The sequence below is a fragment of the Microbispora siamensis genome, assembly GCF_016863095.1.
GTDB lineage: Bacteria > Actinomycetota > Actinomycetes > Streptosporangiales > Streptosporangiaceae > Microbispora > Microbispora siamensis.
Map to the genome: position 1 here is coordinate 390,559 of NZ_BOOF01000005.1, position 22,516 is coordinate 413,074.

A 22,516-nucleotide genomic window follows, 5' to 3' on the forward strand; every position below is an offset into this window, starting at 1 on the left:
CCGGTCTTCCCGGCGTCAGGAACGGCGGGGCGCCGATCCCGGCGCGAGGCGGCGGGCGAGGAACTCGAGCGCATCGACGACCTCGGCGACCTGCGCCGGGTCGTCGGTGCCCAGAGCCGCCGCGAGGGGCCCCTCGACACCGGCCGCCCGCACGGCCTCCACACGCGCGGACTGCCCGGGCGCCTGCCTGATCAGGATCCGGCGGCGGTCGGCCGGATCGGGGGCCGTCACGACCGCCCCGGCCTCCTTCAGCCGCGCGACGGCCCCCGACACCGCGCTCTGCGGCAACCCCGTACGCGCCGCGATCTCTCCGACTGAGGTCTCCGGATGGGCGCGCAGGTCGGCGACGACCACCAGCACTGTCCGGACACTGGCGGCCTGCGTCGTTCTCGACGGGGTGATGCCCTCCACTGGCATGGCCTCTTCGCCGATCTTCATGAGAGTCCTGCCGAGCAGGAAGAGGTCGACTCCGTTCATGACTCCAGAATACATCAGATTTGATGTATCAGTTTTGATGGAATATCCTCCGGATCACCCCGAGCCGAGAGGACGACCCATGAACGGCATGCTCCGCACGAACGGCGCCGGCATCTACTACGAGGTGCACGGCGCCGGGCCCGTGCTCCTCATCTCGCAGAGCGGGGAGGGCGACGCCGACCGCACCACCGACCTGGTCCGACACCTCGCGGGCGACCACACCGTCATCACCTACGACCGGCGCGGCCTGTCCCGCAGCAGCCTCGACGCCCCCGGCGGCGGCGCGACCATGGCCGACCATGTCGACGACGTCCACCGCCTGCTCGCCGCCGTGACCGACCGGCCGGCGCACATGCTCGGATGCAGCTTCGGCGCGGCCATCGGGCTGCATCTGGCCGTCGAGCATCCGGAACAGCTCGGCACCCTGATCGCGCACGAGCCGGTCGCCCCCGGTCTCCTGCCCGCCTCCGAACGCGTCCGTCACGTTCGGGAACTGGAGGAGCTGCAGCACCTCTACCGTGACCGCGGCCTCGCCGAGGCGTTCGTCAGGATCGCGGAAACGCTGGGCATCGACCCCGTCGCCCAGGACACCGAGCCCGGACTGACCCCGCATCCGATGAACGATCGGCGGCGGGCCGGCTTCGACTTCTTCATCCGCAACGACTTCACCGCGATCGCCCGCGACACGCTGGACGTCGCCGCGCTCGGGGACACCCTGGTCCGCGTCATCCCGGCCTTCGGCCGGACCACGCCCCGGCACGTCTTCGACTACCGGTGCGCGCAGGAGCTCGCCGCGCTCCTCGGGGTCGAGGCGCGGGAGTTTCCCGGCGGGCACAACGGCAACACCACCCACCCCCGCGCGTACGCCACGCGCATCCGCGACCTCGTGGCGCCCGAGGTGTCCAGTGGCGGGCACTCTTGACGTGAAACGACGCCACGCCCTAGGTTGCTGCCGAAACCGACAATTTTCACAAATTGCCCGAAAGCTTTCGGGTCAGCCGACACCCGCCGGACCGGGTGCGGCACGGCCCGTAGCCGTCCCATGATTCGGAGTCCGCGTGAAGGTCCTCTACATCGGCGGCACCGGAACGATCAGCTCGGCCTGCGTGGCCGAGTCGGTGCGCCGGGGCCTTGACGTCCACGCGCTCAACCGGGGCCACACCGCCCGGCGCCGTCCCCTGCCCGAGGAGGTCACGACGCTCACCGCCGATGTGCGGGACCGCGACGCGGTGCGCCGGGCCCTGGCCGGGAGGACGTACGACTGCGTCGTCGACTTCCTCGGCTACACGGCCGAGGACGCCGCGGCGGCGGTGGACCTGCTGGACGGCCGCACCGCCCAGTACGTCTACATCAGCAGCGCCTCCGTCTACCACAAGCCGGTCCGGCGGGCGCCGTTCACGGAATCGACCGCCCGGCGCAACCCCTACCTCGCGTACGCACGAGACAAGATCGCGGCCGAGGACGTCCTGCGCCGCGCCTACGAGGAGCGCGACTTCCCCGTCACGATCGTGCGCCCCTCGCACACCTACGACGACGCGCACCCGCCGCTGCCCGGCGACTGGACGGCGTGGGACCGGGTCGTACGCGGCGACGAGATCGTGGTGCCCGGCGACGGCACCAGCCTGTGGACCCTGACGCACGCGGACGACTTCGCCGTCGGCCTCGTCGGCCTGATCGGCGCCTGGCAGGCGCTCGGCGAGGACTTCCACATCACCTCCGACGAGGCGCTGACCTGGAACGAGATCTACGAGGTCGTCGGGCGGGCGGCCGCGACACCGGCCCGGCTCCTCCACCTGCCCGCGGAATTCCTGCCGCTCGCCGCGCCGGATTGGTTCTGGTCCGACCTGATCGTCGGCGACCTCCAGCACACCGCCGTGTTCGACACCACGAAGATCAGGCGGTTCGTCCCGTCGTTCCGGCCGGTCGTCACCTGGCCGGAAGGGGCCAGGCGACTCCACGCCTGGCGGTCCGCCCATCCGGAGGAGACCCGGCCCGACGCCGCGACCGACGCGGTGCTGGCCCGGCTGGTCGAAGGACACCGGTTCGCCTCGGCGGCCGTGGCGCGCCTGGCGCCCGACCACCGCTGACGGCTCGTGACGGAAGGACGCCCCCGATGCCCCTCGATTCCCGCGACGACCTGACGGTCCCGGACCCGACGCTGCGCCGGCCGTTCGGGCGCACCGGCCTGGCGGTGACACCGATCTGCGTCGGCACCAGTCCCCTGGCGAGCATGCCGGGCCTGTACGGGTACGAGGTCGGCGAGCAGCGAGCGCGGGCCACGGTGGAGGCCGTGTTCGACGGGCCGTTCAACTTCCTCGACACCTCGAACAACTACGGCGGTGGCAGCGCCGAAAAACGCATCGGCGCCGTGGTCCGCCACCGCGACGGCGTGCCCGCCGGGTTCGTCCTGGCCACCAAGGTCGACGCGGACCCGGACACCGGCGACTTCTCCGGCGAGCGCGTGCGCCGTTCGGCCGAGGAGAGCCTGGAACGGCTCGGCGTCGGCCACGTGCCGCTGCTGTACCTGCACGACCCCGAATTCCACATCACCTTCGAGGAGGCCATGGGCCCGGGAGGGGCGGTGGAGGCGCTGGTCGCGCTGCGGGACGCCGGCGTCGCCGGCCATCTCGGCATCGCGGGTGGGCCGGTCGGCCTGTTGCGCAGATATGTCGCCACCGGCGTGTTCGACGCCGTGATCAGCCACAACCGCTGGACGCTGGTGAACCGCGAGGCCGCCCCGCTGCTCGACGAGGCCCGCGATCGCGGCGTCGCCTTCGTCAACGGCGCGCCGTACGGTGGCGGGATGCTGGTCAAGGGACCCGACGCCCAGCCCCGCTACGCCTACCGGGACACCGGCGAGTCCGTCCGGAACGCGGTCCGCGCCATGCGACGGGTCTGCGACGCGCACGGCGTGCCCCTCGCCGCCGCCGCGCTGCAGTTCTCGCTGCGCGATCCCCGGGTGGCGTCCACCATCGTCGGCGTCTCGGAACCCGAGCGGATCGAGGAGACGCTGAGCCTCGCCACCACCCCGATCCCGCCGGTTTTGTGGGACGAGCTCGACCGGCACCTGCCTTCTCCCGCCGCCTGGCTGGACTGATCGTCCGACCGGCTTCCCGGCTCTCGGTCAGGTGCCGGCCCGGCGTGGGGCGCGTACGGGAAGTGGCGCTCACAGGAGACCGGCGTCGCGCACCTTCATCGCCACCTGGACGCGGTTGTCGGTGCCGAGCTTGGCGAAGATCCTGGTGATGTTCGCCTTCACGGTGGCGACGCTCATATAGAGACGCTCGGCGATCTCGGCGTTGGACCTGCCGTGGGCCACCTCGACCGCGACCTCGAGTTCGCGCTCGGTGAGCCTGCCCAGCTCCTCCCGCGCCGCCGGGAGGGCCGGTCCGGGCCCGCCGGTCGCCGCGGCGATCACCTGCCGGGTGACGCTCGGCGACAGCGCGGGCTCGCCCTTCGCCACGGCACGGACCGCCTCGATCATCCGAGGCGGTGGGGTGTCCTTCAGCAGGAAGCCGTCGGCGCCGAGCCGCAGGGCCCGCAGCACCATGTCGTCGGCGTCGAAGGTGGTGAGCACGAGGATCCGCGGCGGGCCGGGCTGGGCCCGCAGCAGCTCGGTGGTGGTCAGCCCGTCCTGGTTGGGCATCCGGATGTCCAGCAGCACCACGTCGGGGCGCAGGTCGCTGATCACGTCCATGGCGCGAAGCCCGTCCTCGGCCTCGCCGACGATGTCGAAGTCGGCTTCTCCGCCGAGGATGAGACGCAGCCCGGTCCGCACCATCGCGTCGTCATCCACTATCACCAGCCGGGTCACGATCCGCAGCCTCCCATGGCAATCGGACATCAAGGATGAATCGCCCGTCCTGGATCGTATGGGTGAGAGTGCCGCCGGCCATTTTCGTCCGCTCCGCCAGGCCCACCAGGCCCAGCCTGCCGCCCGGTCCGGGAACCGAGCCGGGGCGTGCGGCGTTCGTCACCCGGATCCGCAGGCCCTCCCCCGGCCGTCCGCCGAGTTCCGCGGTGACCCTGGCGCCCGGCGCGTGCTTGCGCGCGTTGGTCAGCGCCTCCTGCACGATCCGGTAGGCGTGCCGGCCCGTCTGCGCGGGCAGCGACTCCCGGCCGTCGATGCGGTCGTCCACCTCGACCCGCTGGCCGGCGGCGCGGACCTCGCCGAACAGCGCGTCCAGATGGGCCAGATCGGGCTGCGGCGCCTCCACCGCGCCGTCGTCGCGAAGGGTGCGCAGCACCGTGCGCAACTCGTTGAGCGACTGGTGCGCGTTCTCCTGGATGGCCAGCGCGGCCTCGCGTGTCTGCTCCGGGCCGAGGTCCGTACGGTAGGCCAGGCCGCCGGCCAGCATCGCCAGTAGGGAGATCCGGTGCGCGAGCACGTCGTGCATCTCCTGGGCGATCTTGACCCGTTCCGCCAGCCGCGCCTGGTCGATCCGCTGCCGCTGCTCACGCTCGGCGGCCCGCGCCCGCTCGCGCAGGGACAGCTCCAGGTCGCGGCGTCCCCGCAGGTAGAGGCCGAACACGGTCAGCCCGCCGAGAATCGTCAGCCCCGAGACCGAGGAGACGACGGTGGCCTGGTCTATGCCGCCCAGAGCCCCGCTCACCAGCAGGCACACCACGGACACGGCCGCGACCGGGATCGTCCGGCTCCACCGGCGATGGGTCACCAGGGACACGTACGCGACCTGCGCGGGGCCGGTCGCCGTGGCCGAGAACGCGGTCAGCAAGGCGGTCGCCAGGGCGATCTGCCACGGCCACCGGCGCCGCCACCGCATCAGGACCAGCCCGATCAGGCCGAGCGCCGTGTCGATCAGCGCCTGCGGGAGACGGCCGCCGTCGTGCAGGACGAGCCAGGCCAGCACAGTGCCGTGGAAGAGCATCGGCACCACGGCGCACAGGTAACGCAGCGCGACACCCTGCCTGTCCAGGGGTGGCTGGTAGTCCGGTCGGCCGCGCACAGCCCCACAGCTTAGGGACCACGCCGAACAGGTTTTAGCGACCTGGGTCGACCTGTGGACAACCGTAGGTATCGCCCGCGGGCGAAAGGCCGGGCCCCGCGTCGAACCACGGCGTACCCCGGTCCGATGCGGCGGCGTCCGCCCTCACGGTGGACTGGGCGGCGTGATCGAGTTCAACCACGTCAGCAAGATCTACGGAAAGGTGAAGGCGCTCGACGACGTGACCTTCACCGTCGGGGCCGGGAGCGTCACCGGCTTCCTGGGGCCCAACGGCGCCGGGAAATCGACGGCCCTGCGCATCCTGGTGGGGCTCGCCCGCCCCTCCTCCGGTTCGGCGACCGTGCTCGGCCTGCCGTACGCCGGGATGGCCTGCCCGGGCCTGCGGGTCGGCACCCTGCTCGACGCCGGGGCCCAGCATCCGGGCCGCACCGGCAGGGAGGTGCTGACGCTCGGCGCGATGGCCCTCGGACTGCCGCGGACCCGGGTCGGCGAGGTGCTCGACCTGGTGGGGCTGACCGAACGGGAGAGCCGGCGGACGATCGGCGGCTACTCACTCGGGATGCGCCAGCGGCTCGGCATCGCGCACGCCCTGCTCGGCGAGCCCGAGGTGCTCGTCCTCGACGAGCCCGCCAACGGTCTCGACCCCCAGGGCATCCACTGGATGCGCCGCCTGCTGCGCGACCTCGCCGACGCCGGATGCGCGGTGCTGCTCAGCTCACACCTGCTGCACGAGGTGGAACAGGCGGCGGACCACATCGTGATGATCGGCCGTGGACGCGTGCTCGCCCAGGGCACGGTCGACGAGCTGAGCCGGGGCCGCGGCCTCGAGGAGACCTTCCTCGAACTGACCGCGCACACGGACCGGAGCCCGGGCGGCGGCGCGTCCCCGGGCATCGACGCGGGCCGGGGCGCCGCATGACCCGCGCCGCGCATCACCTGGACGACATCGCGGGGCCGGGATCGAGCCCCGTCACGAAGGACGACGACATGACCGCCGACACTCCGATCCCGTTCCGCAGACTGCTCATCGTCGAAGCCCGCAAGCTCGTCGACACCCGAAGCGGCACGATCATCTCGTTGATCATGGTCGGGCTGGTGGTCGCATCCGTCGTCGCGCGCGGCGCCGTCGCCGGGCCGAAGCTGCAGACCCTGGTGGGCACGGCGGGGATTGCCCTCGGCACCCTGCTCCCGGTGCTCGGCATCCTCACGGTGACCGGCGAGTGGGCGCATCGCACGGCGCTGACCACCTTCGTGCTCGAACCGCGCCGCCATCGCGTCCTCGCCGCCAAATGCCTGCCGCCCCTGCTCGCGGCGGTGGCGCTCTCGCTGTTCGCCATGCTGGTCGCGGTGCCGGCCACGGCCGTCGTGGCCGGGGTCCGGAACATGCCCGCCACCTGGGAGGTCCGGCCTCTCGGGCTGCTCGGCTGGACCGGGGGGAACGTCCTCGTGGCCGCGGCGGGCCTCGCCCTCGGCGCACTGCTCCTCAACGCGCCCGCCGCGATCGTGATCAACCTCTCGACCCCGGTCCTGTGGGCCGTCGTCGGCAGACTCGGCTCCGTCGGCGCGACCCTCGCCGAGTGGCTCGACCTCAACACCACCGCCGCCCCATTGACGAGCGGCGACATGACCTGGGCCGAGAGCGCCCGGCTCGCGACGTCGGTCGCCTTCTGGATCGTCCTTCCCATGGCCGCCGGCCTGGTCCGCGTGCTCCGCAAGGAGGTGACCTGACCGGCCGCAGCCTGGGCTACAGGCAGCCGAGGAGCGTGGCGACGCGGTCGGTCTCCACGGCCAGGAGGTGCTCCGGCACCGGTTCGAAGAGCTCGACGACCGGACGTCCCTCCTTGGCCTCCCAGACGCCCGCCACCCGGCCCTGGTGGACGACCACGGGTGAGATCCACCCGGCCGTCCGGCTCACCTTGGGCCGCACGGCCTTCGGCAGGAGCGGTTCCAGGTCACGCGGCGCCCCCAGGATGAACTGGTCGAAGCCGGGCAGCAGATGCACGTCCTCCGACGGCGGGCAGGCCAGCAGATCGTCCAGAAGCTCCGCCGGCAGCACGGCGGGCATCCCCTCCACCTCGACCTGCGCGAGCTCACCCTCCAACTCCCCGAACCAGCCGCGCAGGACGGCCTTCGGCGTGACACCGCGGAACAGCCAGGCGTCGAACATCCGGGGAGTGGCCGGGCCGTGGGCGCCGAGGAACGCGCGGAGCACCCGCACTCCCCCTTCCTCCGGCGAGAGCGCCTCCCCCCGGCCGCCCGGCAGCCAGTCGGCGGGCGTGGTGAAGGTGACCCTGCGGTCGCGCGGCGGGCCGTAACACAGCTCGCCCAGGAAGCTGAGCGGCTTGAGCAGCGCGCCCCAGCCGGACGTGAGGGCCTCTCTCAGGTGGGCGTCCCCGGTCACCTCGATGACCGCCTCGACCAGTTCCTCACGGGTCAGCACCCCGCCGGACAACGCGCGCGGAACGGCGTCCACGACGGCCTCGATCTCCCGGGCCGACACCCCGTGGCCGCGCTGCCAGGAGGCCCTCTCCCAGAACCGGAGCGACCCGAGGGCGGCGCGGTAGGCGGGGAACTCGTCGGCCGGGAGGAGGTGGAGCGTGCTGCGCATCGTCCAGGTCTTGACGAGCGTGCGGTCACGCCACAGGGCGTCCTCGATCTCTCCCGGACGCGGGTTCGCGTGCCGTACGGCCACGGCCAGCGCCGCCGACGAGGCGACCTGCGCCTGCACCCCGCACAATCGCCGGGCGATCGCCACCGCGTCGCCGCCGCCCGCGGGCTCGACGAACTGCCGTCTCAGCCTCCAGGCGAGCACCTGCGCCCAGGTCGTCTCAGCAACCACGTCACACTTCTACACCTCGGGTACGACAAGTCGCGCACCCCCGATAACTCACGGCCGGACGTCCCGGAGGTGGCGGTCGCCGGTGGACACCCTGAGGCTAGAGTTGTCGCTTCCTGGAAGATCAAGGGATCAGGAGGCAGCCGTGGCGTTCGGCAGGTCCGGGAAAGCCGATGAGCCGCCGGTGGAACCCGTCGCGTGGACGGAGGTCTGGGAGTTCGTCGTCAGCAGGGTGGAGCGCCCGGAGACGCCCAAGCGCAAGACGGCGAGCCTGGGGGCGCGTGCCGTACGGGTGCCCCGAGGAGGGAAGTTCGACAAGGTCCTCGCCCCCTGCGCGTATCTCGCCTCAGGGCAACTCCGGGGGCTGCCCGCCGCTCCGGAGCTGACCCTCTTCGAGGACACGACCCAGCGGCGCCTGCTCTGTTACGTGGCGGCTCCCCGGGAGGTGGACGGAGAGCGCCACCACGTCGTGCACGACGGCCAGGGACAGGTCATCGGCACCGTGAAGCGGATCCCGCCGAAGTGCCCGTTCCGGCACACCTGGCGGATCGAGCAGCCGGGGCATCCGGAGATCACGGGGCGCAACGAGTGGGTGAGCGGCAGCCTCAAGAACGTCGCCGGGCGCGCGGCCGAACGGTTGTTGCACGGGGCCCTCGACGGCGTGCTTGCCGGCCCCGATCTGTCGGACCTGGGCCGGGGATCCCGTTCGCTCGAATGGCGGTCCGGTGAGGAGATCGTGATGACGTCGGAGGGCAGCGCCCACGTCAGGATCCGCAAGGAATGGCTGGATCGGCGTCTCGCGTTCGCCTTCGCGCTCATCGGGGACGCCTGAGACGCCGCGCATGCTCTGTCGTCCCGGATCCGGTAGCCGCCTGGCACCCCTTTGCCGCATACCGTCTCCTACTCACCCCGGGACTTCGAGCTGTCGGAGTCCGGCGTGTAGCCGCAGCTTTCTGGGCTGCATTCGGTCTTGTGGTCCTGGCCCCAAAGGCCGGTGTCTCGTTCGATGGCCCGAGCGAGGTGAACCAGGCTGCGTTGCCGCCTGCGGGAAAGGTTGGAGGGCAGTGCGGTGAAGGTTTCGGGGAGTACGGCGACCGAACTGCTGACCTGTTCGCCGTCGGCCATGCGCAGCAGCGTCCGGCATTGCCACCAGCGGATCTTCCCATCGGGGTCCGGCCAGTAGTAGTCCGCCGGGTCCGGCACCAGGTAGTGGGCACTTTCCGGATCGAGGTGGGCACGCAGCCACGACCCGCCTCCGCCGAGGCCGAGCCGAAGCGTTGCGGCTTCGTCGTGGATAGCGCACATGGCGTCGGCATCCAGCGTCTTGAGAACACGTGCTTGCCGAGGAAGCGGCGGGCGCCCGGCAGGGGTTCGTACGGGCCAGCGTTCCGGCACGCCCAATCGCTGCCGCAGACCGAGGCGTGGCGGGCCGCCCTTACGGGGAGTCGGAAGCGGAGGCGGGGGCGTCCAGCGAAATCCGGCCTGATCGAGTCGCTCCAGGATCCATGTGCGCCCTTCCGCGCCGGCGGTGTTCCACGTCCAGCTCATAGGTCGTTCGGCCATCGCGCGCTCCCGGGTGCTCGTACGCGGGTTCGTACGGGAGTCCTGCCGAGAGGACGGCATGGCCAGCCCCGGCATGTTGTGGCAGAGGTCGGCCAGGAACCTGATGCGGTCGAGAACAGCGGCCGGTGAGACCCCTTCCTCTTCGCGTCGGACCTTCCCTGCCAGGGATCGGATTTCGACGAGTGCCGTGGCTGCGAGGAATGCGGCCGCCTCCCGGTCCGCGTCAACGGCGCCGTGGCTCCCGCGGCGGCCTCTCATGCTCGCCTCGTGGGGAGGGCGAGTTCGATCCGCCGTCGGGTGACGTCGACGCGAACGATCTCGACCGTCAGGACGTCGCCGTGCCGCACGTCCCTGTCGGCCAGTTCGGACCTGGGTACGAGTCCCTCGAACCCGTTCTTCACGTCCTCGATGCGGACGAAGGCGCCGATGGGAACGACCTTGGTAACGGGGCCGGTGACCGTGCGGCCGATCCGCTGCCGAAGGTCGATCAGCGGGTCTTCCTGGAGCGCCTTGAGAGACAGCGGCACCCGCCCGCGCTCGACATCGACGTCGAGGATCTCGGCCGTGACCTCTTGGCCGACGGCGACGACATCCGCCGGGTGATCTATGCGCCGCCACGACAGCTCAGGGATATTGATCATGGCGGTGAAGCCGCCGATGTCCACGAAGGTCACGCCGAAGTCGGCGATCTCGATGACTCTTCCCGTGATGCGCTGACCTCGGCGAAGTGTTCGCAGATAGGCCAGTTCTCGCTCGTTGAGCGCTGGGTTCGGCATGTCATCGTTCCTTCGCCGACGAGGGGTGTGCGCTGAGGAATCGGCCCGGCGCGGCCCTGGGGAACGCCGGTCTCGCCAGCCAGGGGATGCGCCAGTCCGCACGGTCCTGTGACGGCACCGAGCACGTGGTTTCTCCGTGGGTCAGCCGAGCCGGCGCAGGAGGTGGTCGCGCGCAGCACGGTCGCCGGGCCCGCCCCGCTCCGCGAGACGTTCCGCGACGTACCGGCGGTGGTCCTCGTCCACGTTCCCGCCGTACTTGAACTTGCCGTTGACCTTCTGGACGGCCAGCCGGAGGCCGCGGATGCCCGGCAGGCTCCGGTGGTGCTCGGCAGGGTCGGCGAGACCGTGGTCCAGGCGGGCGAGCTGGGCGCGCAGGATTCCGAGCTTCCCGTCGCGGTCGTCGACGATCTCCGCGTGACAGACCAGCTGGACGGCCGCGTAGTACGTCGTGGGGATGCCGAGCCGGGGATTCTCGTCGGTGCCGGGCAGCGCCTTCCACGCCCCCTCGACGTACGCCCAGTCGCCGGCCACGGCCATGACCACGGCGGGGTTCTCCTCGATCGCCGACCAGATCGGGTTCGGCCGGGCGAGGTGCAGCAGGATCGTGGACTCGTCGGCGAGGAGGAACTGCGTCGGCACGACCACCGGCACATCGCGGTCGCGTCCGGACGCGATGAGGTGGCCGAACTCGTTCGCGCGGACGAAGGCCAGCGCCTCCTCGTCCGTGGCGGCGTCCCAGGGGTGAATCAGCACAGCCTCACTTTACTCACCAACAATCCGGACAAATCCGAGGGACGGGCAGGTCACACCGCGCACCGAGGCCGATCGCACCCCGTGGACGATCGATCCTCATGGCGCAGCACCGGCCCGCCCGCAGCCGATAAGGCCCGTTCCCACCGACCGCCGAGTCCCGTTCCTACCGGCCGCCGAGGCCGGCGTCCCTGGCGCGCGCCACCGCCGCGGCCCGATCGGAGACGCCGAGCTTGGCGAAGATGTTCGACACGTGGTTGCGCACGGTCTTCTCGCTCAGATACAGGCGCCGCGCGACGGCGTTGTTGGTGAGACCCGCGGCGACGAGGTCGAGCACCTCCACCTCCCGTTCCGTCAGCTCGGGCAGCGGCCGGGGCCGTACGGGCGACGCGGTGAGAGCGGCCAGCACCCGGCTTCCGGTCGCAGCGCCGAACACGACCTGGCCCGAGGCCACCGCCTCGAGCGAGCGCACGATGTCCGCGGGCGTCGCCTCTTTGAGCAGGTAGCCGCGGGCGCCGGCCCGTACGGCGGCGAGGATCGACGCGTCGTCGGACAGCATGGTCAGGGCCAGCACGGCCACGCCGGGGTGCCGGGCCGTGATCCGCGACGTCGCCTCGATGCCGCTGATGCCCGGCAGGTGCAGATCCATCAGGACGACGTCGGGAGCGACCTGGTCCACCAGTTCGACGGCCGCCTCGCCGGTGCTCGCCACCCCCGCGACCTCCACCTCGGGCAGATCGCGGAAGAGCGCGACCAGCCCTTCGGCGAACACCGGGTGGTCCTCCACCACCATGACGCGGATCATCGGACCGCCAGCGGGAGCCGTACGACCAGGTGCGTGCCCGCCCCGGCCTGGTCGAGCAGTTCGAAGGTGCCGTTGAGCTCCTCGGACCGGCGCCTCATGGAGGCGAGGCCGAACCCGTGGCGGGCGGGCGACCCCACCCCGACGCCGTCGTCGTCGACCCGCAACTCCAGGACGTCCGGCGCGTCGCCCGCCCGCAGGCTGACCGTGCACCGGGACGCCATGGCGTGCCGTACGGCGTTCGTCATGGCCTCGGCCGCGATCCGGTACGCGGCCAGCTCGACCGGCGGCGGAAGGGCGGGCAGGTCGGGCGGGACCTCCACCTCGACGGCGAGATCACCCGCGAAGCCCCTGCCGAGCTCGGCCAGCGCGCCCGTGAGCCCCAGAGTGTCCAGGGGCGGCGGGCGCAGGTCGTTGACGATCGCGCGGACGTTCTCGACCGTGCCGCGGATGCGGCCGGACAGCTCCTCCATCACCCGTTTCGCCTCCTCGGGGTCGGTGTCGACCAGGCGCCTGCCCCGGTCCACCTGCAGCGCGAGGGCCGCCAGCGTGGGGCCCACCCCGTCGTGGAGCTCGTAGAGCAGCCGGTCACGCTCCTCCTGCCGGGCCGCCAGCAGCCGCCCGTGCGAACGCTCCAGGTCCGCGCCGAGGCGGTGCGCCCGTACGGCCACCGCGACGTGCGGCGCGAGCTGCGCCAGCAGCGCACGGTCCTTGGGGCGCAGCCGCTCCCCCAGCACGAGCGTGCCGACCGGCTCGCCCTGGTAGAGGAGCGGAACGCGCTCCGTCACATCGGCGCCGACGCCGCCCGGGCGGCCCCAGGAGGCCACGACCGCGCCCGATTCCTCGACGGCCACGTAGTGCATGCGCAGGACCCGCCCCACCTCCGCGGCCATCCGCTCCAGGAGGTCGCCGGGCGCTCCCGCGTCCGAGAGCCGTACGCCGAGCCGGCGCAGCGCGCGCGCCGGGTCGTCGCGGTCGCCGTACACGAGGCGGTTCGCGGCGGCGGACACCCGCAGATAGACGGGGTGCACCGCGAGCGCCACGATCAGCGCGGACGCCCCGGAGCCGATCGCGTTCCCGAGTGTGGCCGCGACCAGGGCGTACGCGGCCAGCAGGGCGACGCTGACGGCGCCGAACGCGAGGGCGCGCGACAGCAGGAGGTCGAGGTCCCACAGGCGGTGCGCGACGACGGCCACCGCCACCGCCACCGGCAGCGGGACGGCGGCGAACGCCACAATGACCGGCCCCCACGGCACGAACAGCGCGACGCCGAGCAGGCCCACCGTCAGCAGCGCGGCGGCGAGCACCCATTGGAGCCGCCGCCGCACCTCCTCCCCCGCGGACCGGTAACGGACGACGAGCGAGCCGACCGCGGCGAGCACCGCGCCGACCGTGCACACCGTGCCCGCGGTCCTGAGGGCGTCCGGGACCCCGGTGAGTCCGGCCAGCACACCGGCGTACCCCTTGGGGAAGAGCCCGGGGACCTGCTCGTAGGTCACCGGGCGGGCCATCCAGTCGAGCGTGTGCACCCCGATGCCGGTGTACGCAGCGGCCCGCGCGGGCCACCATCGGCGTGAGGGGAGCCGGCCGTCCGGGAAGATCAGCAAGAAGATCGTCGGGACCAGCAGATAGGCGGGGATCCACAGCCAGTTGGACACCCACATCGCCCAGTCGTCCCCAGGCAGGCCGGTGCCGCCACCGACCGCGCCGCCGTCGAGGCTGCCCTTGATGCCGCCGTTGAGACCGCCGTTGATGCCGCCGTTGATGCCGAGCAGGCCGTACGCGCCGAGGGCGAGCCCGAGCGCCTGGGCCGTGCCGACGACCACCATCACCCAGCCGACCCGGCTCCCCGGCCGCTGCGCCACCACGAACAGGCCGGGCACGCCGAACGACAGCGCCGCGACCGCGCGGAAGGCGTCGAACCGTTCGACGATCCCCGTCACGCCCAGCTGCCGCAGCCTGGGCTCGACGACCAGCGTCCCGAGGACCAGGACGAGCAGCGCACTCGCAGCCACGGCGGCGCGCCGAGCCGATCTGTCCGTCATGAGGGGGATGTTGCCACCCGCACGTCCCGTCGTCACGGGACGAGATGTCCCGTCCCGCGGAGGACCGGCGGCTCATGCCGGCCGGACGTCCTCCGCCGGACCCTCGAATACGCAACCATCCCGTGCGTTCTTCGAGGAGACGACATGTCCGCACCCGCCACCACACCCACCACCGTTCCCGCCGCTCGCCCGCTCTCGTCCGCGCTCGTCGCCGGCGTGGGCCTGCTGCTCGCCATGGACGTCGCCGGCGCGATCATCTCCCTGTCCGCCGGCCTCAGCCCGACACTTCTCGACGCCCTCGGGCCGCAGGCGCGGCTGTCGGCGCCGATCCCGATGATGATCGCGCAGGTCCTGCTGGTCATCGGCGCGACCCGGCGTCACCGCGGCGTCGCCGTCCCCGCCTCGGTCCTCCTGGTCATCGCCGGAGTGCTCGCCTTCATGTCCGGCTTCTACGACGGCGGCTACGCCGCCGACCTCACCGCGGGTCAGCGGGTCTTCCAGATCGCCCTCGTCACGGCCCACCTCGGAGTGGGCGTCCTGGCGGGATTCCGCCTGGTACGGCTGCTGCGCCGCTGACGGAGGTCAGACGCGCCGGAGGAGCAGGGTGACGAAACCGAGAGCACCCCGATAGCCGTTGAGCCACATGTCGCGGTGCTCCCTCATCACGGCGAGGGCCTGCTCACCGTCGGGTCCTGGATTGTCCGCGGCCCATCGCGCCAGCGTGCCGGTCCACGACCACTCGTACTCGTCCCACTCCGCAAGGTCGCTCACGTGGGCGTAGACGGTCAGCCACCCCTTGGATTCGGCGGACTCCACCGTGCCCGCGAGATCGGGATATTCGCCGATGGCCTCGGCGACCTCGGGAGCGGGAGGGCGCTCCCAGAACCCCTCCCCCACGAGGGCGAGGCCGCCGGGCCGTACGAACCGGGCCAGAGCGTCCATCGTCTCCGTCAGCCCGCCGAAGGCGTGCGTCGAGCCCACGCACAGCGCCAGGTCGTACGGCTGGGCGGCCGTGAAAGCGTCGGCCGGCGTCGTGTGCAGCGTCAGCCGGTCGGCCAGCCCTCGCCTGACGGCCGCCTCGTTCGCGGCCGCCACGGCGTGCGGCGAGATGTCCACGCCGTCGGCGTGGGCGGACGGAACGAGTTCGAGCGCCCGGAGCGACCACTCGCCCTCGCCGCATCCCAGGTCGAGGACGCGGGCTCCCTCCGGCAGCGCGGCGCGGCGCAGCAGCCGATCGAGGTTGGCGGCCGAGACGGGCGCGGCGATGGGGTGATCACGATGGGCGATGGCGCTGAGCAGTTGTCGATCCACCCCGCCATGCTTCCAAGACAGGCGAAGCGCCCGCATCCGGATTTTCCGGCGGCCCCGGCCGTCGTCGCGCGGCGGCGGGTCAGCCGGTCCAGGAGCTGTTGAGGAAGGACATCATCATCGGCACCATGAGCGGCCCGATCACGGTCGCGTAGAGGACGATCGACCACCGGTGGCGGGCGCCCGCCCGGCCGATGAGCACCCACAGCGGCCACCACAGCAGCGCCGACCGGGGGATCGACATGTAGAACGTGGAGGTGATCAGCGCGCCCACCTGCAGCCCGACGTAGACGAACTCGGCCCAGCGGCGGGTGACGAGCAGCCAGACGAGCAGCAGCACCCCCACGATCGCCGCCGCGATCTCGAGGCGGAACATCGGCGCGAACCCGCCGTCGCCGCCGGTCGAGTCCCACGTGGTGCGGAACGCCTCCCAGGGCCAGACGAGTTTCCGCCCCCATCCGGTCTGCTGCGCGTTGTTCCAGGCCAGCCAGTCACCCGTACGGGAGTGCTGGTAGGCGGCATACGTGAGGATCGGCGCGAACGGCAGCAGCAGCCAGGCCCCCCGCCACCAGCCCGCCCAGCCGTCCCTCCGGATGCGGCTCACGACGAACTCGACGATCAGCGCGACGGCCAGGAACAGGCCGGTGATCCGTACGCAGGACGCCCCGGCGGCCAGGGCGCAGGCCAGCGGCCACGCGCGGCGGCGGGCCGCCAGCCAGGCGGGCAGCGCGAAGGCGAGGAAGAGCGCCTCGGAGTAGCCGGCGAACAGGAAGACGGCGGGGGGACACAGCAGCAGCGCCAGGACGGCCCAGCGTCCCGCGCCGGCGGGCCCCTCGAAATCGGCGAGCCGGGCCAGCGCCACCACGGCCACCGCGCCGGCCACGAACGAGATGATCAGCCCGGCCAGCGTCCAGTCGTCGACCACCAGGTGGACCAGCCGCAGCGCCAGCGGCAGGCCGGGGAAGAACGCCGGCAGCCCGGGATCGGGCTCCAGCTTCGGGTCGCCGTCGTAGCCGAACTCCGCGATCTTCCGGAACAGGTCGACGTCCCAGAACTTCCACCGCTCCAGCAGCGGGGCGTGGTTCTGACCGGAGACGATCAGGATCCCGTAGACCGCCACGAGGAGCATGCCGGCCCTGGTGCCCACCCACAGCAGCAGCGCGTCCCGGACGGTGGCGCTGCGCCGCAGCGGTTCGGCGGCGACCCCGCCTTCGGGGAGACTCGCCTGCCCGGGAGCCTCCGCGTCCGGCCCCGTTCGTTCCCCGTGCTCGGGGTCGTGCTCAGCTTCCTCGACGAAAGCCGTCACGTGCCGTCTCCTCTCGCACCTGCCGGCCCTCGCCGCGGATGTCGTTCCGCCTCGAAACGGGGCCGTCCCCCGGATCGCCGCCCGCTCCCCTGTCGTCTGTTCCCCCGGGCCGTACGAAGCGAGCGGCGGCCGTGCTCATGATCGGCAATGATGTCAAGCGCCCGAGGTCCCGCGCCAGGGCGATTTCGGCGCCGCCCGCATGAGCCGCCGGTGAACTCGGGTTTCCGCCGGATAAGCCGGCATAAGCCGGTGTCGCGGATGAAAATTGCAGGGCCCGGGGAAACGGGAGATCCGAGGAGTCATGCCGTGGTGGGCAACTGCCGGCGGGTATCCCTTGATCCTTGTACGGGAAAGTCGGGACAATTTCCCCGTTATTCGCCTCAAATCGCATCCATCCCTTTCACCGCCGCCCGTACGGCGGCGCGTGGCATGCCACCGTGCCATACCACCGCGACCCACGAGTGAGCGGAGGACGGCGGCGACCTCAGGGTCGGCCAACCCGACGACCCTGCCGACAGAAAGGATCGTGATGAGTCACTCAGCGCACCGCCTGGGCGTGGTCGCCGAATCGGCGCCGGGCGAGACACGCGTGGCGGCCACCCCGGCCACCGTCCCGCAGTTGGTCTCGCTCGGCTACGAGGTGATCGTGGAATCGGGCGCCGGCAGACGGTCGGGCTTCACGGACGACGCGTACGCCAGGGCCGGGGCGCGGATCGCCGGCCACGACGAGACGTGGGACGCCGACGTCGTGCTGAAGGTGAACGCGCCGACGCCGGACGAGATCGCGGCATTGCACGACGGCGCCACGCTCGTCTCCCTGATCGGCCCGGCGGCGAACGCCGGCCTGGTGGACGCGCTCGCGCGACGGCCGATCACCGTGCTCGCGATGGACGCCGTGCCGCGCGTCTCCCGGGCGCAGGCGCTCGACGTGCTCAGCTCGATGGCGAACATCGCCGGTTATCGCGCCGTCATCGAGGCGGCGCACGCGTTCGGGCGGCTCTTCACCGGCCAGGTGACCGCGGCGGGGAAGGTCCCCCCGGCCAAGGTCCTGGTGGCGGGGGCGGGCGTGGCCGGACTGGCGGCCATCGCCACGGCGACCAGCCTGGGCGCGGTCGTACGGGCGACCGACCCCCGTCCCGAGGTCGCCGAGCAGGTGCGCTCGCTGGGCGCGGAGTTCCTCGACGTCGGGGTCGCCCAGGAGGCGAGCACGGACGGGTACGCCCGGGAGACCTCCCGGGACTACGACCGCCGCGCCGCCGAGTTGTACGCCGAGCAGGCCGCCGACGTGGACATCGTCGTCACCACCGCCCTGATCCCCGGGCGTCCCGCCCCCCGGCTGCTCACGGCCGACCACGTGGCGCGCATGCGGCCGGGCAGTGTCATCGTCGACATGGCCGCCGCGCAGGGCGGGAACGTCGAAGGCACCCGTCCCGGGGAGGCGGTCGTCACCGGCAACGGCGTGACCATCATCGGCTACACCGACCTCGCGGGGCGGCTGCCGGCGCAGGCCTCGCAGCTCTACGGCACCAACGTCGTCAACCTGATGAAGCTGCTCACCCCCGGCAAGGACGGCCGGCTCGTGCTGGACTTCGACGACGTCGTGCAACGCGCGATGACCGTCGTCCGCGACGGCGAGAAGACCTGGCCGCCGCCGCCCGTGCCGGTGAGCGCGGCCCCCGCCCCCGCCGCCCCCTCGGCCCCGGTGCAGGGAACGGCGGCGGCTCCCGCCGGGAGACCGCCGTCTCCGCCCGGACGGCGGCGCCATCTGGTCACCGCCGCCGTCGCCGCCGCGCTGTTCCTCCTGACCGCCTTCTCCCCGAACGCGCTGATCGAGCACGTCACCGTCTTCGTCCTGTCGATCGTGATCGGCTACTACGTCATCGGCAACGTCCACCACGCGCTGCACACACCGCTGATGTCGATCACCAACGCCATCTCCGGGATCATCGTCGTCGGCGCGCTGCTCCAGATCGGCCAGGGCGACACGGTCGTCGCCGTCCTGTCGTTCGTCGCCATCCTGCTGGCGAGCGTCAACATCGTCGGCGGCTTCGCCGTGACCCGGCGCATGCTCGGCATGTTCACGAGGAGCTGACCGTGACCCTCGCCACGGCCGCGCAGGCCGCCTACATCGTCGCCGCCCTGCTGTTCATCCTCAGCCTCGCCGGCCTGTCCAAGCACGAGACCGCACGCTCTGGCGTCGTACTGGGCGTCTCCGGCATGGTCATCGCGCTCGCCGCGACGGTCGTCCTCGCCGCGGACGGCGGTGAGGCCATGGCGGTGGTCCTGCTCCTGGCCGCGATGGCGATCGGCGCCGCCGTCGGGCTCTGGCGGGCCCGGATCGTCGAGATGACCGCCATGCCGGAACTGATCGCCGTACTGCACAGCTTCGTCGGTCTCGCCGCCGTCCTGGTCGGGTGGAACGGCTTCCTGGAGGTCGAGAACGGCGGTGGGGCGCAGGCGGAGGTTCCCGGCTCGCTGCTGGGCATCCACCACGCCGAGGTGTCCATCGGCGTGTTCATCGGGGCGCTCACCTTCACCGGGTCGGTCGTCGCGTTCCTCAAGCTGTCGGCCCGGATCGACTCCCGCCCGATGATGCTGCCGGGCAAGAACGCCCTGAACCTGGGCGCGCTCGCGGCGTTCGCGGTCCTGACCGTGCTCTTCGTGATCTCCCCGAACCTCGGGCTGCTCGTCGCGCTGAGCGCCGTGGCGCTGCTGCTCGGCTGGCACCTGGTCGCCTCCATCGGCGGCGGGGACATGCCCGTCGTCGTCTCGATGCTGAACAGCTACTCGGGATGGGCGGCCGCGGCGTCCGGGTTCCTGCTCGACAACAACCTGCTGATCGTCACCGGCGCCCTCGTCGGCTCGTCCGGTGCCTACCTGTCGTACGTGATGTGCCAGGCGATGAACCGCTCGTTCATCTCCGTGATCGCCGGGGGTTTCGGCATCGAGGCGGGGCCCGCCGGCGACCACGACTACGGCGAGCACAGGGAGATCACCGCCACCGAGACCGCCGACCTGCTCAAGGAGGCCAAGTCGGTCGTCATCACCCCCGGGTACGGCATGGCGGTCGCGCAGGCGCAGTATCCGGTCGCCGACCTCACCCGCAAGCTGCGGGAACGCGGCGTCGAGGTGCGCTTCGGCATCCATCCGGTCGCCGGCCGCCTGCCCGGTCACATGAACGTCCTGCTCGCCGAGGCCAAGGTGCCGTACGACATCGTCCTCGAAATGGACGAGATCAACGACGATTTCGCCACCACGTCGGTCGTCCTCGTCATCGGCGCCAACGACACCGTCAATCCGGGGGCCGTCGAGGACCCGGACAGCCCCATCGCCGGGATGCCCGTCCTGCGCGTGTGGGAGGCGGAGAACGTCGTCGTCTTCAAACGGTCGATGGCCACGGGATACGCAGGAGTGCAGAACCCGCTGTTCTTCCGGCACAACAGCAGGATGCTCTTCGGCGACGCCAGGCAACGCGTCGAGGAGATCGTCTCCGCACTCTGACGGCGGCCTGCCTGCCGACGAACGCCGTTTCCGGCCGGGAGGACGACGCCTCCCGGCCGCGGTCACCCGTACTCGAGCTTCGTCAGTCCGAAACCGAGTTGGCTGTAGAGCTCGAACCAGGCCGTCGCGTGGAAGTCGCGAAACCCCGTAAAAAGCTGCTCGTACACCCAGGCGATCTGTTCGACAAGAGTCGTTGAACAACAACTCTTGTACGCCTAGGGTGAGCGGGTGAGTGATCGTCCAACGCGTGAAGTGCGCGACTCCAAGGTGCTCGCCGCGATGTCCCATCCGCTGCGCCGGCGGCTGCTCGACATCCTGCGGGTGGACGGGCCCTCGACGGTGTCGGTGCTCGCCGACAGGACCGGGCAGGCCGTCGGCAACATCAGCCACCACCTGAAGGTCCTCGCCGCGAGCGAACTCGTCGAGGAGGTCCCCGAGCTCGCGCGTGACCGCCGGGAACGCTGGTGGCGCAGGTCGCCGGAGGTTCTCAGCTGGTCGGCGTCGGACTTCCCCGACGATCCCGTGGCCGCGGCGGCGGAATCGCTCGTCCTTGACCGGCAGACCGCCCTCGTACGGCAGTGGTTCGCCGAGCGCGACGGCTACCCGGAGGCGTGGCGGCGAGCGGCGTTCACCACCGACCACTGGGCGAGGCTGTCGGTCACCGAGCTCGCCGAACTGGAAGAGAAGATCTTCGCCCTGTTCGCCTCGCTGGCCGACCGGGAGGTCCCCGACGACGGGCAGGAGCGCAAGCTGGTCTTCCTGACCGTCCGCGCCGTACCGGGCCGGCCGTGACCACGACGCCGGTGGTCCGGGGCGGTCCGCTGGGGACGCGCGACTTCCGGCTCCTGTGGATCGGCGAGACGACGAGCGTGCTCGGCAGTTCCGTCGGCGGGGTGGCGCTTCCGCTGGTCGCCGTGGTGACACTGCACGCGAGCCCGCTCACCGTCGGGCTGCTGACCGCGGCCGCCTGGCTGCCGTGGCTGCTGGTCGGACTGCCCGCCGGCGCATGGGTGGACCGGATGCCGAAACGGCCGGTGATGCTGGTGTGCAACATCGTGTCCGTGGTGGTGTTCGCGAGCGTGCCGATCGTGGCATGGTCCGGCGCGCTGACGACGACGCACCTGCTCGTTGTGGCCACGGCGGGCGGGGCGGCGAAGGTGTTCTTCACCCTCGCCTACCGCGCGTACCTGCCCATGCTGGTCGAGAGCCGGCGGCTGCTGGAAGCCAACGCCAAGCTCCAGGGCGGCGAATCGGCCGCGCAGATCGCCGGTCCCGGGCTGGCGGGGCTGCTCGCGCAATGGTTCGGCGCGGTCAGCGGCGTGCTGGCCGACGCGGTCAGCTTCGCGATCGCCGTGCTGTGCCTGCGCTCCGTGGGCACGCGCGAGACCCGCCGGGAGAGTCCGGCGCGACCGCGGCTGCGCGCGGAGATCCTCGACGGGCTGCGGTTCGTCGTCTGCGACCCATACCTGCGCACCCTCACGGCCTTCGGCGCGATGTCCAACATCGCCCTGGTGGGCTACTCCTCGATCCAGGTGGTGTTCCTCACCCGGGATCTCGGCGCCGGGGCAGGACAGGTGGGTGTCGTGCTGGCGGTGGCAAGCTCCGGCGGCCTGTTCGGCGCCGCGCTGTCCGGGCGGATGGCCGCGCGGTTCGGAACGGCACGGGGATTCCTGCTGTGCGAGGCGCTCGCCGCACCGATGGCCCTGCTCGGACCGATCGGCAGCGGCGGCATGGGACTGGCGCTCTTCACCGCCGCAGGCTTCGGCACCGGCCTGGGCATCGTGGCGTCGAACATCCTGACGAGCACCTTCCGCCAGCGCTACTGCCCGGCCGAACTGTTCGGACGGATCACCGCGAGCGCCTCGGCCCTGAACTACGGCGCGATCCCCCTCGGCGGGCTGCTCGGCGGCCTGCTGGGCGATGCGATCGGCGTACGCGAGACCTTGGAGCTGATGGCCGTCATCCAGCTCTTCTCGGTCGCCATCCTGCTGCTCAGCCCATTCCGCCGCCTACGCGACTTCCCCGCCCTCCCCCGTCCTGTCGACCATGCCGCACCGGTCGCCCCGAGATGATCAGAAGCGCGCCCTGGGCTCGTCGCCGGACAGGTCGCTAGTACAGATCACGGAGGCGTCGGCGCTGGATGGTCGAGCAGGCCGGGGCGGCAGGGCACCCGCTGGAGCGCTTC

The 22,516-nt window shown here is 71.8% G+C and carries 22 protein-coding genes; 11 read left to right on the forward strand and 11 right to left on the reverse strand.

Features of this window, described 5'->3' with window-relative positions:
• Positions 1-15: 15 nt before the first annotated feature.
• A complete protein-coding gene (locus Msi02_RS08240) occupies positions 16-477 on the reverse strand; it encodes a MarR family winged helix-turn-helix transcriptional regulator (RefSeq protein WP_204047770.1) in 462 nt (153 codons plus the stop codon).
• A 79-nt stretch (positions 478-556) separates the two neighbouring features.
• On the opposite strand from Msi02_RS08240, the gene Msi02_RS08245 reads away from it, so the two are divergent.
• The 3 genes from Msi02_RS08245 to Msi02_RS08255 all read left to right on the forward strand — a co-directional run bounded on the left by Msi02_RS08245 (position 557) and on the right by Msi02_RS08255 (position 3,574).
• Complete coding sequence (locus Msi02_RS08245) at positions 557-1,399, forward strand: alpha/beta fold hydrolase (protein ID WP_204047771.1); 843 nt, start codon at positions 557-559, stop codon at positions 1,397-1,399.
• Positions 1,400-1,535: 136 nt separating this feature from the next.
• Positions 1,536-2,564 (forward strand): NAD-dependent epimerase/dehydratase family protein, encoded by a 1,029-nt coding sequence (locus Msi02_RS08250; protein WP_204047772.1) that lies wholly within the window; start codon positions 1,536-1,538, stop codon positions 2,562-2,564.
• A 26-nt stretch (positions 2,565-2,590) separates the two neighbouring features.
• Positions 2,591-3,574 (forward strand): aldo/keto reductase, encoded by a 984-nt coding sequence (locus Msi02_RS08255; protein ID WP_204047773.1) that lies wholly within the window; start codon positions 2,591-2,593, stop codon positions 3,572-3,574.
• A 69-nt stretch (positions 3,575-3,643) separates the two neighbouring features.
• Here Msi02_RS08255 and Msi02_RS08260 read toward each other — a convergent pair whose 3' ends face one another.
• Positions 3,644-4,291, reverse strand: a complete 648-nt coding sequence (locus Msi02_RS08260; protein ID WP_239108224.1) for a response regulator — start codon at positions 4,289-4,291, stop codon at positions 3,644-3,646.
• Positions 4,266-5,444: a sensor histidine kinase gene (locus Msi02_RS08265; RefSeq protein ID WP_204047775.1), complete on the reverse strand. Its 1,179-nt coding sequence runs from the start codon at positions 5,442-5,444 to the stop codon at positions 4,266-4,268. The genes Msi02_RS08260 and Msi02_RS08265 overlap by 26 nt, the downstream gene beginning before the upstream one ends.
• Before the next feature lie 163 nt (positions 5,445-5,607).
• Between Msi02_RS08265 and Msi02_RS08270 the strand changes: the two genes are divergently transcribed.
• A complete protein-coding gene (locus tag Msi02_RS08270; RefSeq protein WP_204047776.1) occupies positions 5,608-6,363 on the forward strand; it encodes an ABC transporter ATP-binding protein in 756 nt (251 codons plus the stop codon).
• Positions 6,360-7,172, forward strand: a complete 813-nt coding sequence (locus tag Msi02_RS08275; RefSeq protein WP_204047777.1) for an ABC transporter permease — start codon at positions 6,360-6,362, stop codon at positions 7,170-7,172. The genes Msi02_RS08270 and Msi02_RS08275 overlap by 4 nt, the downstream gene beginning before the upstream one ends.
• 16 nt (positions 7,173-7,188) lie before the next feature.
• Here Msi02_RS08275 and Msi02_RS08280 read toward each other — a convergent pair whose 3' ends face one another.
• Positions 7,189-8,283, reverse strand: a complete 1,095-nt coding sequence (locus tag Msi02_RS08280; RefSeq protein WP_204047778.1) for a winged helix DNA-binding domain-containing protein — start codon at positions 8,281-8,283, stop codon at positions 7,189-7,191.
• A gap of 181 nt (positions 8,284-8,464) precedes the next feature.
• Between Msi02_RS08280 and Msi02_RS08285 the strand changes: the two genes are divergently transcribed.
• Positions 8,465-9,112: a hypothetical protein gene (locus Msi02_RS08285; protein WP_204047779.1), complete on the forward strand. Its 648-nt coding sequence runs from the start codon at positions 8,465-8,467 to the stop codon at positions 9,110-9,112.
• Between the two features lie 68 nt (positions 9,113-9,180).
• On the opposite strand, the gene Msi02_RS08290 is transcribed toward Msi02_RS08285, so the two are convergent.
• The 5 genes from Msi02_RS08290 to Msi02_RS08310 all read right to left on the reverse strand — a co-directional run bounded on the left by Msi02_RS08290 (position 9,181) and on the right by Msi02_RS08310 (position 14,216).
• Positions 9,181-9,843, reverse strand: coding sequence for a hypothetical protein (locus tag Msi02_RS08290; RefSeq protein WP_204047780.1), 663 nt, complete (start codon positions 9,841-9,843; stop codon positions 9,181-9,183).
• Between the two features lie 254 nt (positions 9,844-10,097).
• Positions 10,098-10,619 (reverse strand): S1 RNA-binding domain-containing protein, encoded by a 522-nt coding sequence (locus Msi02_RS08295; RefSeq protein ID WP_204047781.1) that lies wholly within the window; start codon positions 10,617-10,619, stop codon positions 10,098-10,100.
• A 141-nt stretch (positions 10,620-10,760) separates the two neighbouring features.
• Positions 10,761-11,372: an FMN-binding negative transcriptional regulator gene (locus Msi02_RS08300; protein ID WP_204047782.1), complete on the reverse strand. Its 612-nt coding sequence runs from the start codon at positions 11,370-11,372 to the stop codon at positions 10,761-10,763.
• A 163-nt stretch (positions 11,373-11,535) separates the two neighbouring features.
• Positions 11,536-12,174: a response regulator gene (locus Msi02_RS08305; RefSeq protein ID WP_143737023.1), complete on the reverse strand. Its 639-nt coding sequence runs from the start codon at positions 12,172-12,174 to the stop codon at positions 11,536-11,538.
• A complete protein-coding gene (locus Msi02_RS08310; RefSeq protein WP_204047783.1) occupies positions 12,171-14,216 on the reverse strand; it encodes a GAF domain-containing sensor histidine kinase in 2,046 nt (681 codons plus the stop codon). The genes Msi02_RS08305 and Msi02_RS08310 overlap by 4 nt, the downstream gene beginning before the upstream one ends.
• 144 nt (positions 14,217-14,360) lie before the next feature.
• Between Msi02_RS08310 and Msi02_RS08315 the strand changes: the two genes are divergently transcribed.
• Positions 14,361-14,792, forward strand: coding sequence for a hypothetical protein (locus tag Msi02_RS08315; RefSeq protein ID WP_204047784.1), 432 nt, complete (start codon positions 14,361-14,363; stop codon positions 14,790-14,792).
• A 6-nt stretch (positions 14,793-14,798) separates the two neighbouring features.
• Here the strand turns inward: Msi02_RS08315 and Msi02_RS08320 are convergent, their stop codons facing one another.
• Both Msi02_RS08320 and Msi02_RS08325 read right to left on the reverse strand, forming a co-directional pair.
• Positions 14,799-15,527, reverse strand: coding sequence for an SAM-dependent methyltransferase (locus tag Msi02_RS08320; protein WP_204047785.1), 729 nt, complete (start codon positions 15,525-15,527; stop codon positions 14,799-14,801).
• A 79-nt stretch (positions 15,528-15,606) separates the two neighbouring features.
• Positions 15,607-16,830, reverse strand: a complete 1,224-nt coding sequence (locus Msi02_RS08325; protein WP_239108225.1) for a putative hexosyltransferase — start codon at positions 16,828-16,830, stop codon at positions 15,607-15,609.
• A gap of 529 nt (positions 16,831-17,359) precedes the next feature.
• On the opposite strand from Msi02_RS08325, the gene Msi02_RS08330 reads away from it, so the two are divergent.
• The 4 genes from Msi02_RS08330 (at position 17,360) to Msi02_RS08345 (ending at position 22,403) form a co-directional block, all read left to right on the forward strand.
• A complete protein-coding gene (locus tag Msi02_RS08330; RefSeq protein ID WP_204047786.1) occupies positions 17,360-18,922 on the forward strand; it encodes a Re/Si-specific NAD(P)(+) transhydrogenase subunit alpha in 1,563 nt (520 codons plus the stop codon).
• A 2-nt stretch (positions 18,923-18,924) separates the two neighbouring features.
• Positions 18,925-20,331, forward strand: a complete 1,407-nt coding sequence (gene pntB, locus Msi02_RS08335; RefSeq protein ID WP_204047787.1) for a Re/Si-specific NAD(P)(+) transhydrogenase subunit beta — start codon at positions 18,925-18,927, stop codon at positions 20,329-20,331.
• A gap of 228 nt (positions 20,332-20,559) precedes the next feature.
• On the forward strand, positions 20,560-21,123 hold the full coding sequence (locus tag Msi02_RS08340) for a winged helix-turn-helix domain-containing protein (RefSeq protein ID WP_204047788.1): 564 nt from the start codon (positions 20,560-20,562) through the stop codon (positions 21,121-21,123).
• Positions 21,120-22,403 (forward strand): MFS transporter, encoded by a 1,284-nt coding sequence (locus Msi02_RS08345; RefSeq protein WP_204047789.1) that lies wholly within the window; start codon positions 21,120-21,122, stop codon positions 22,401-22,403. The genes Msi02_RS08340 and Msi02_RS08345 overlap by 4 nt, the downstream gene beginning before the upstream one ends.
• Positions 22,404-22,516: the final 113 nt, after the last annotated feature.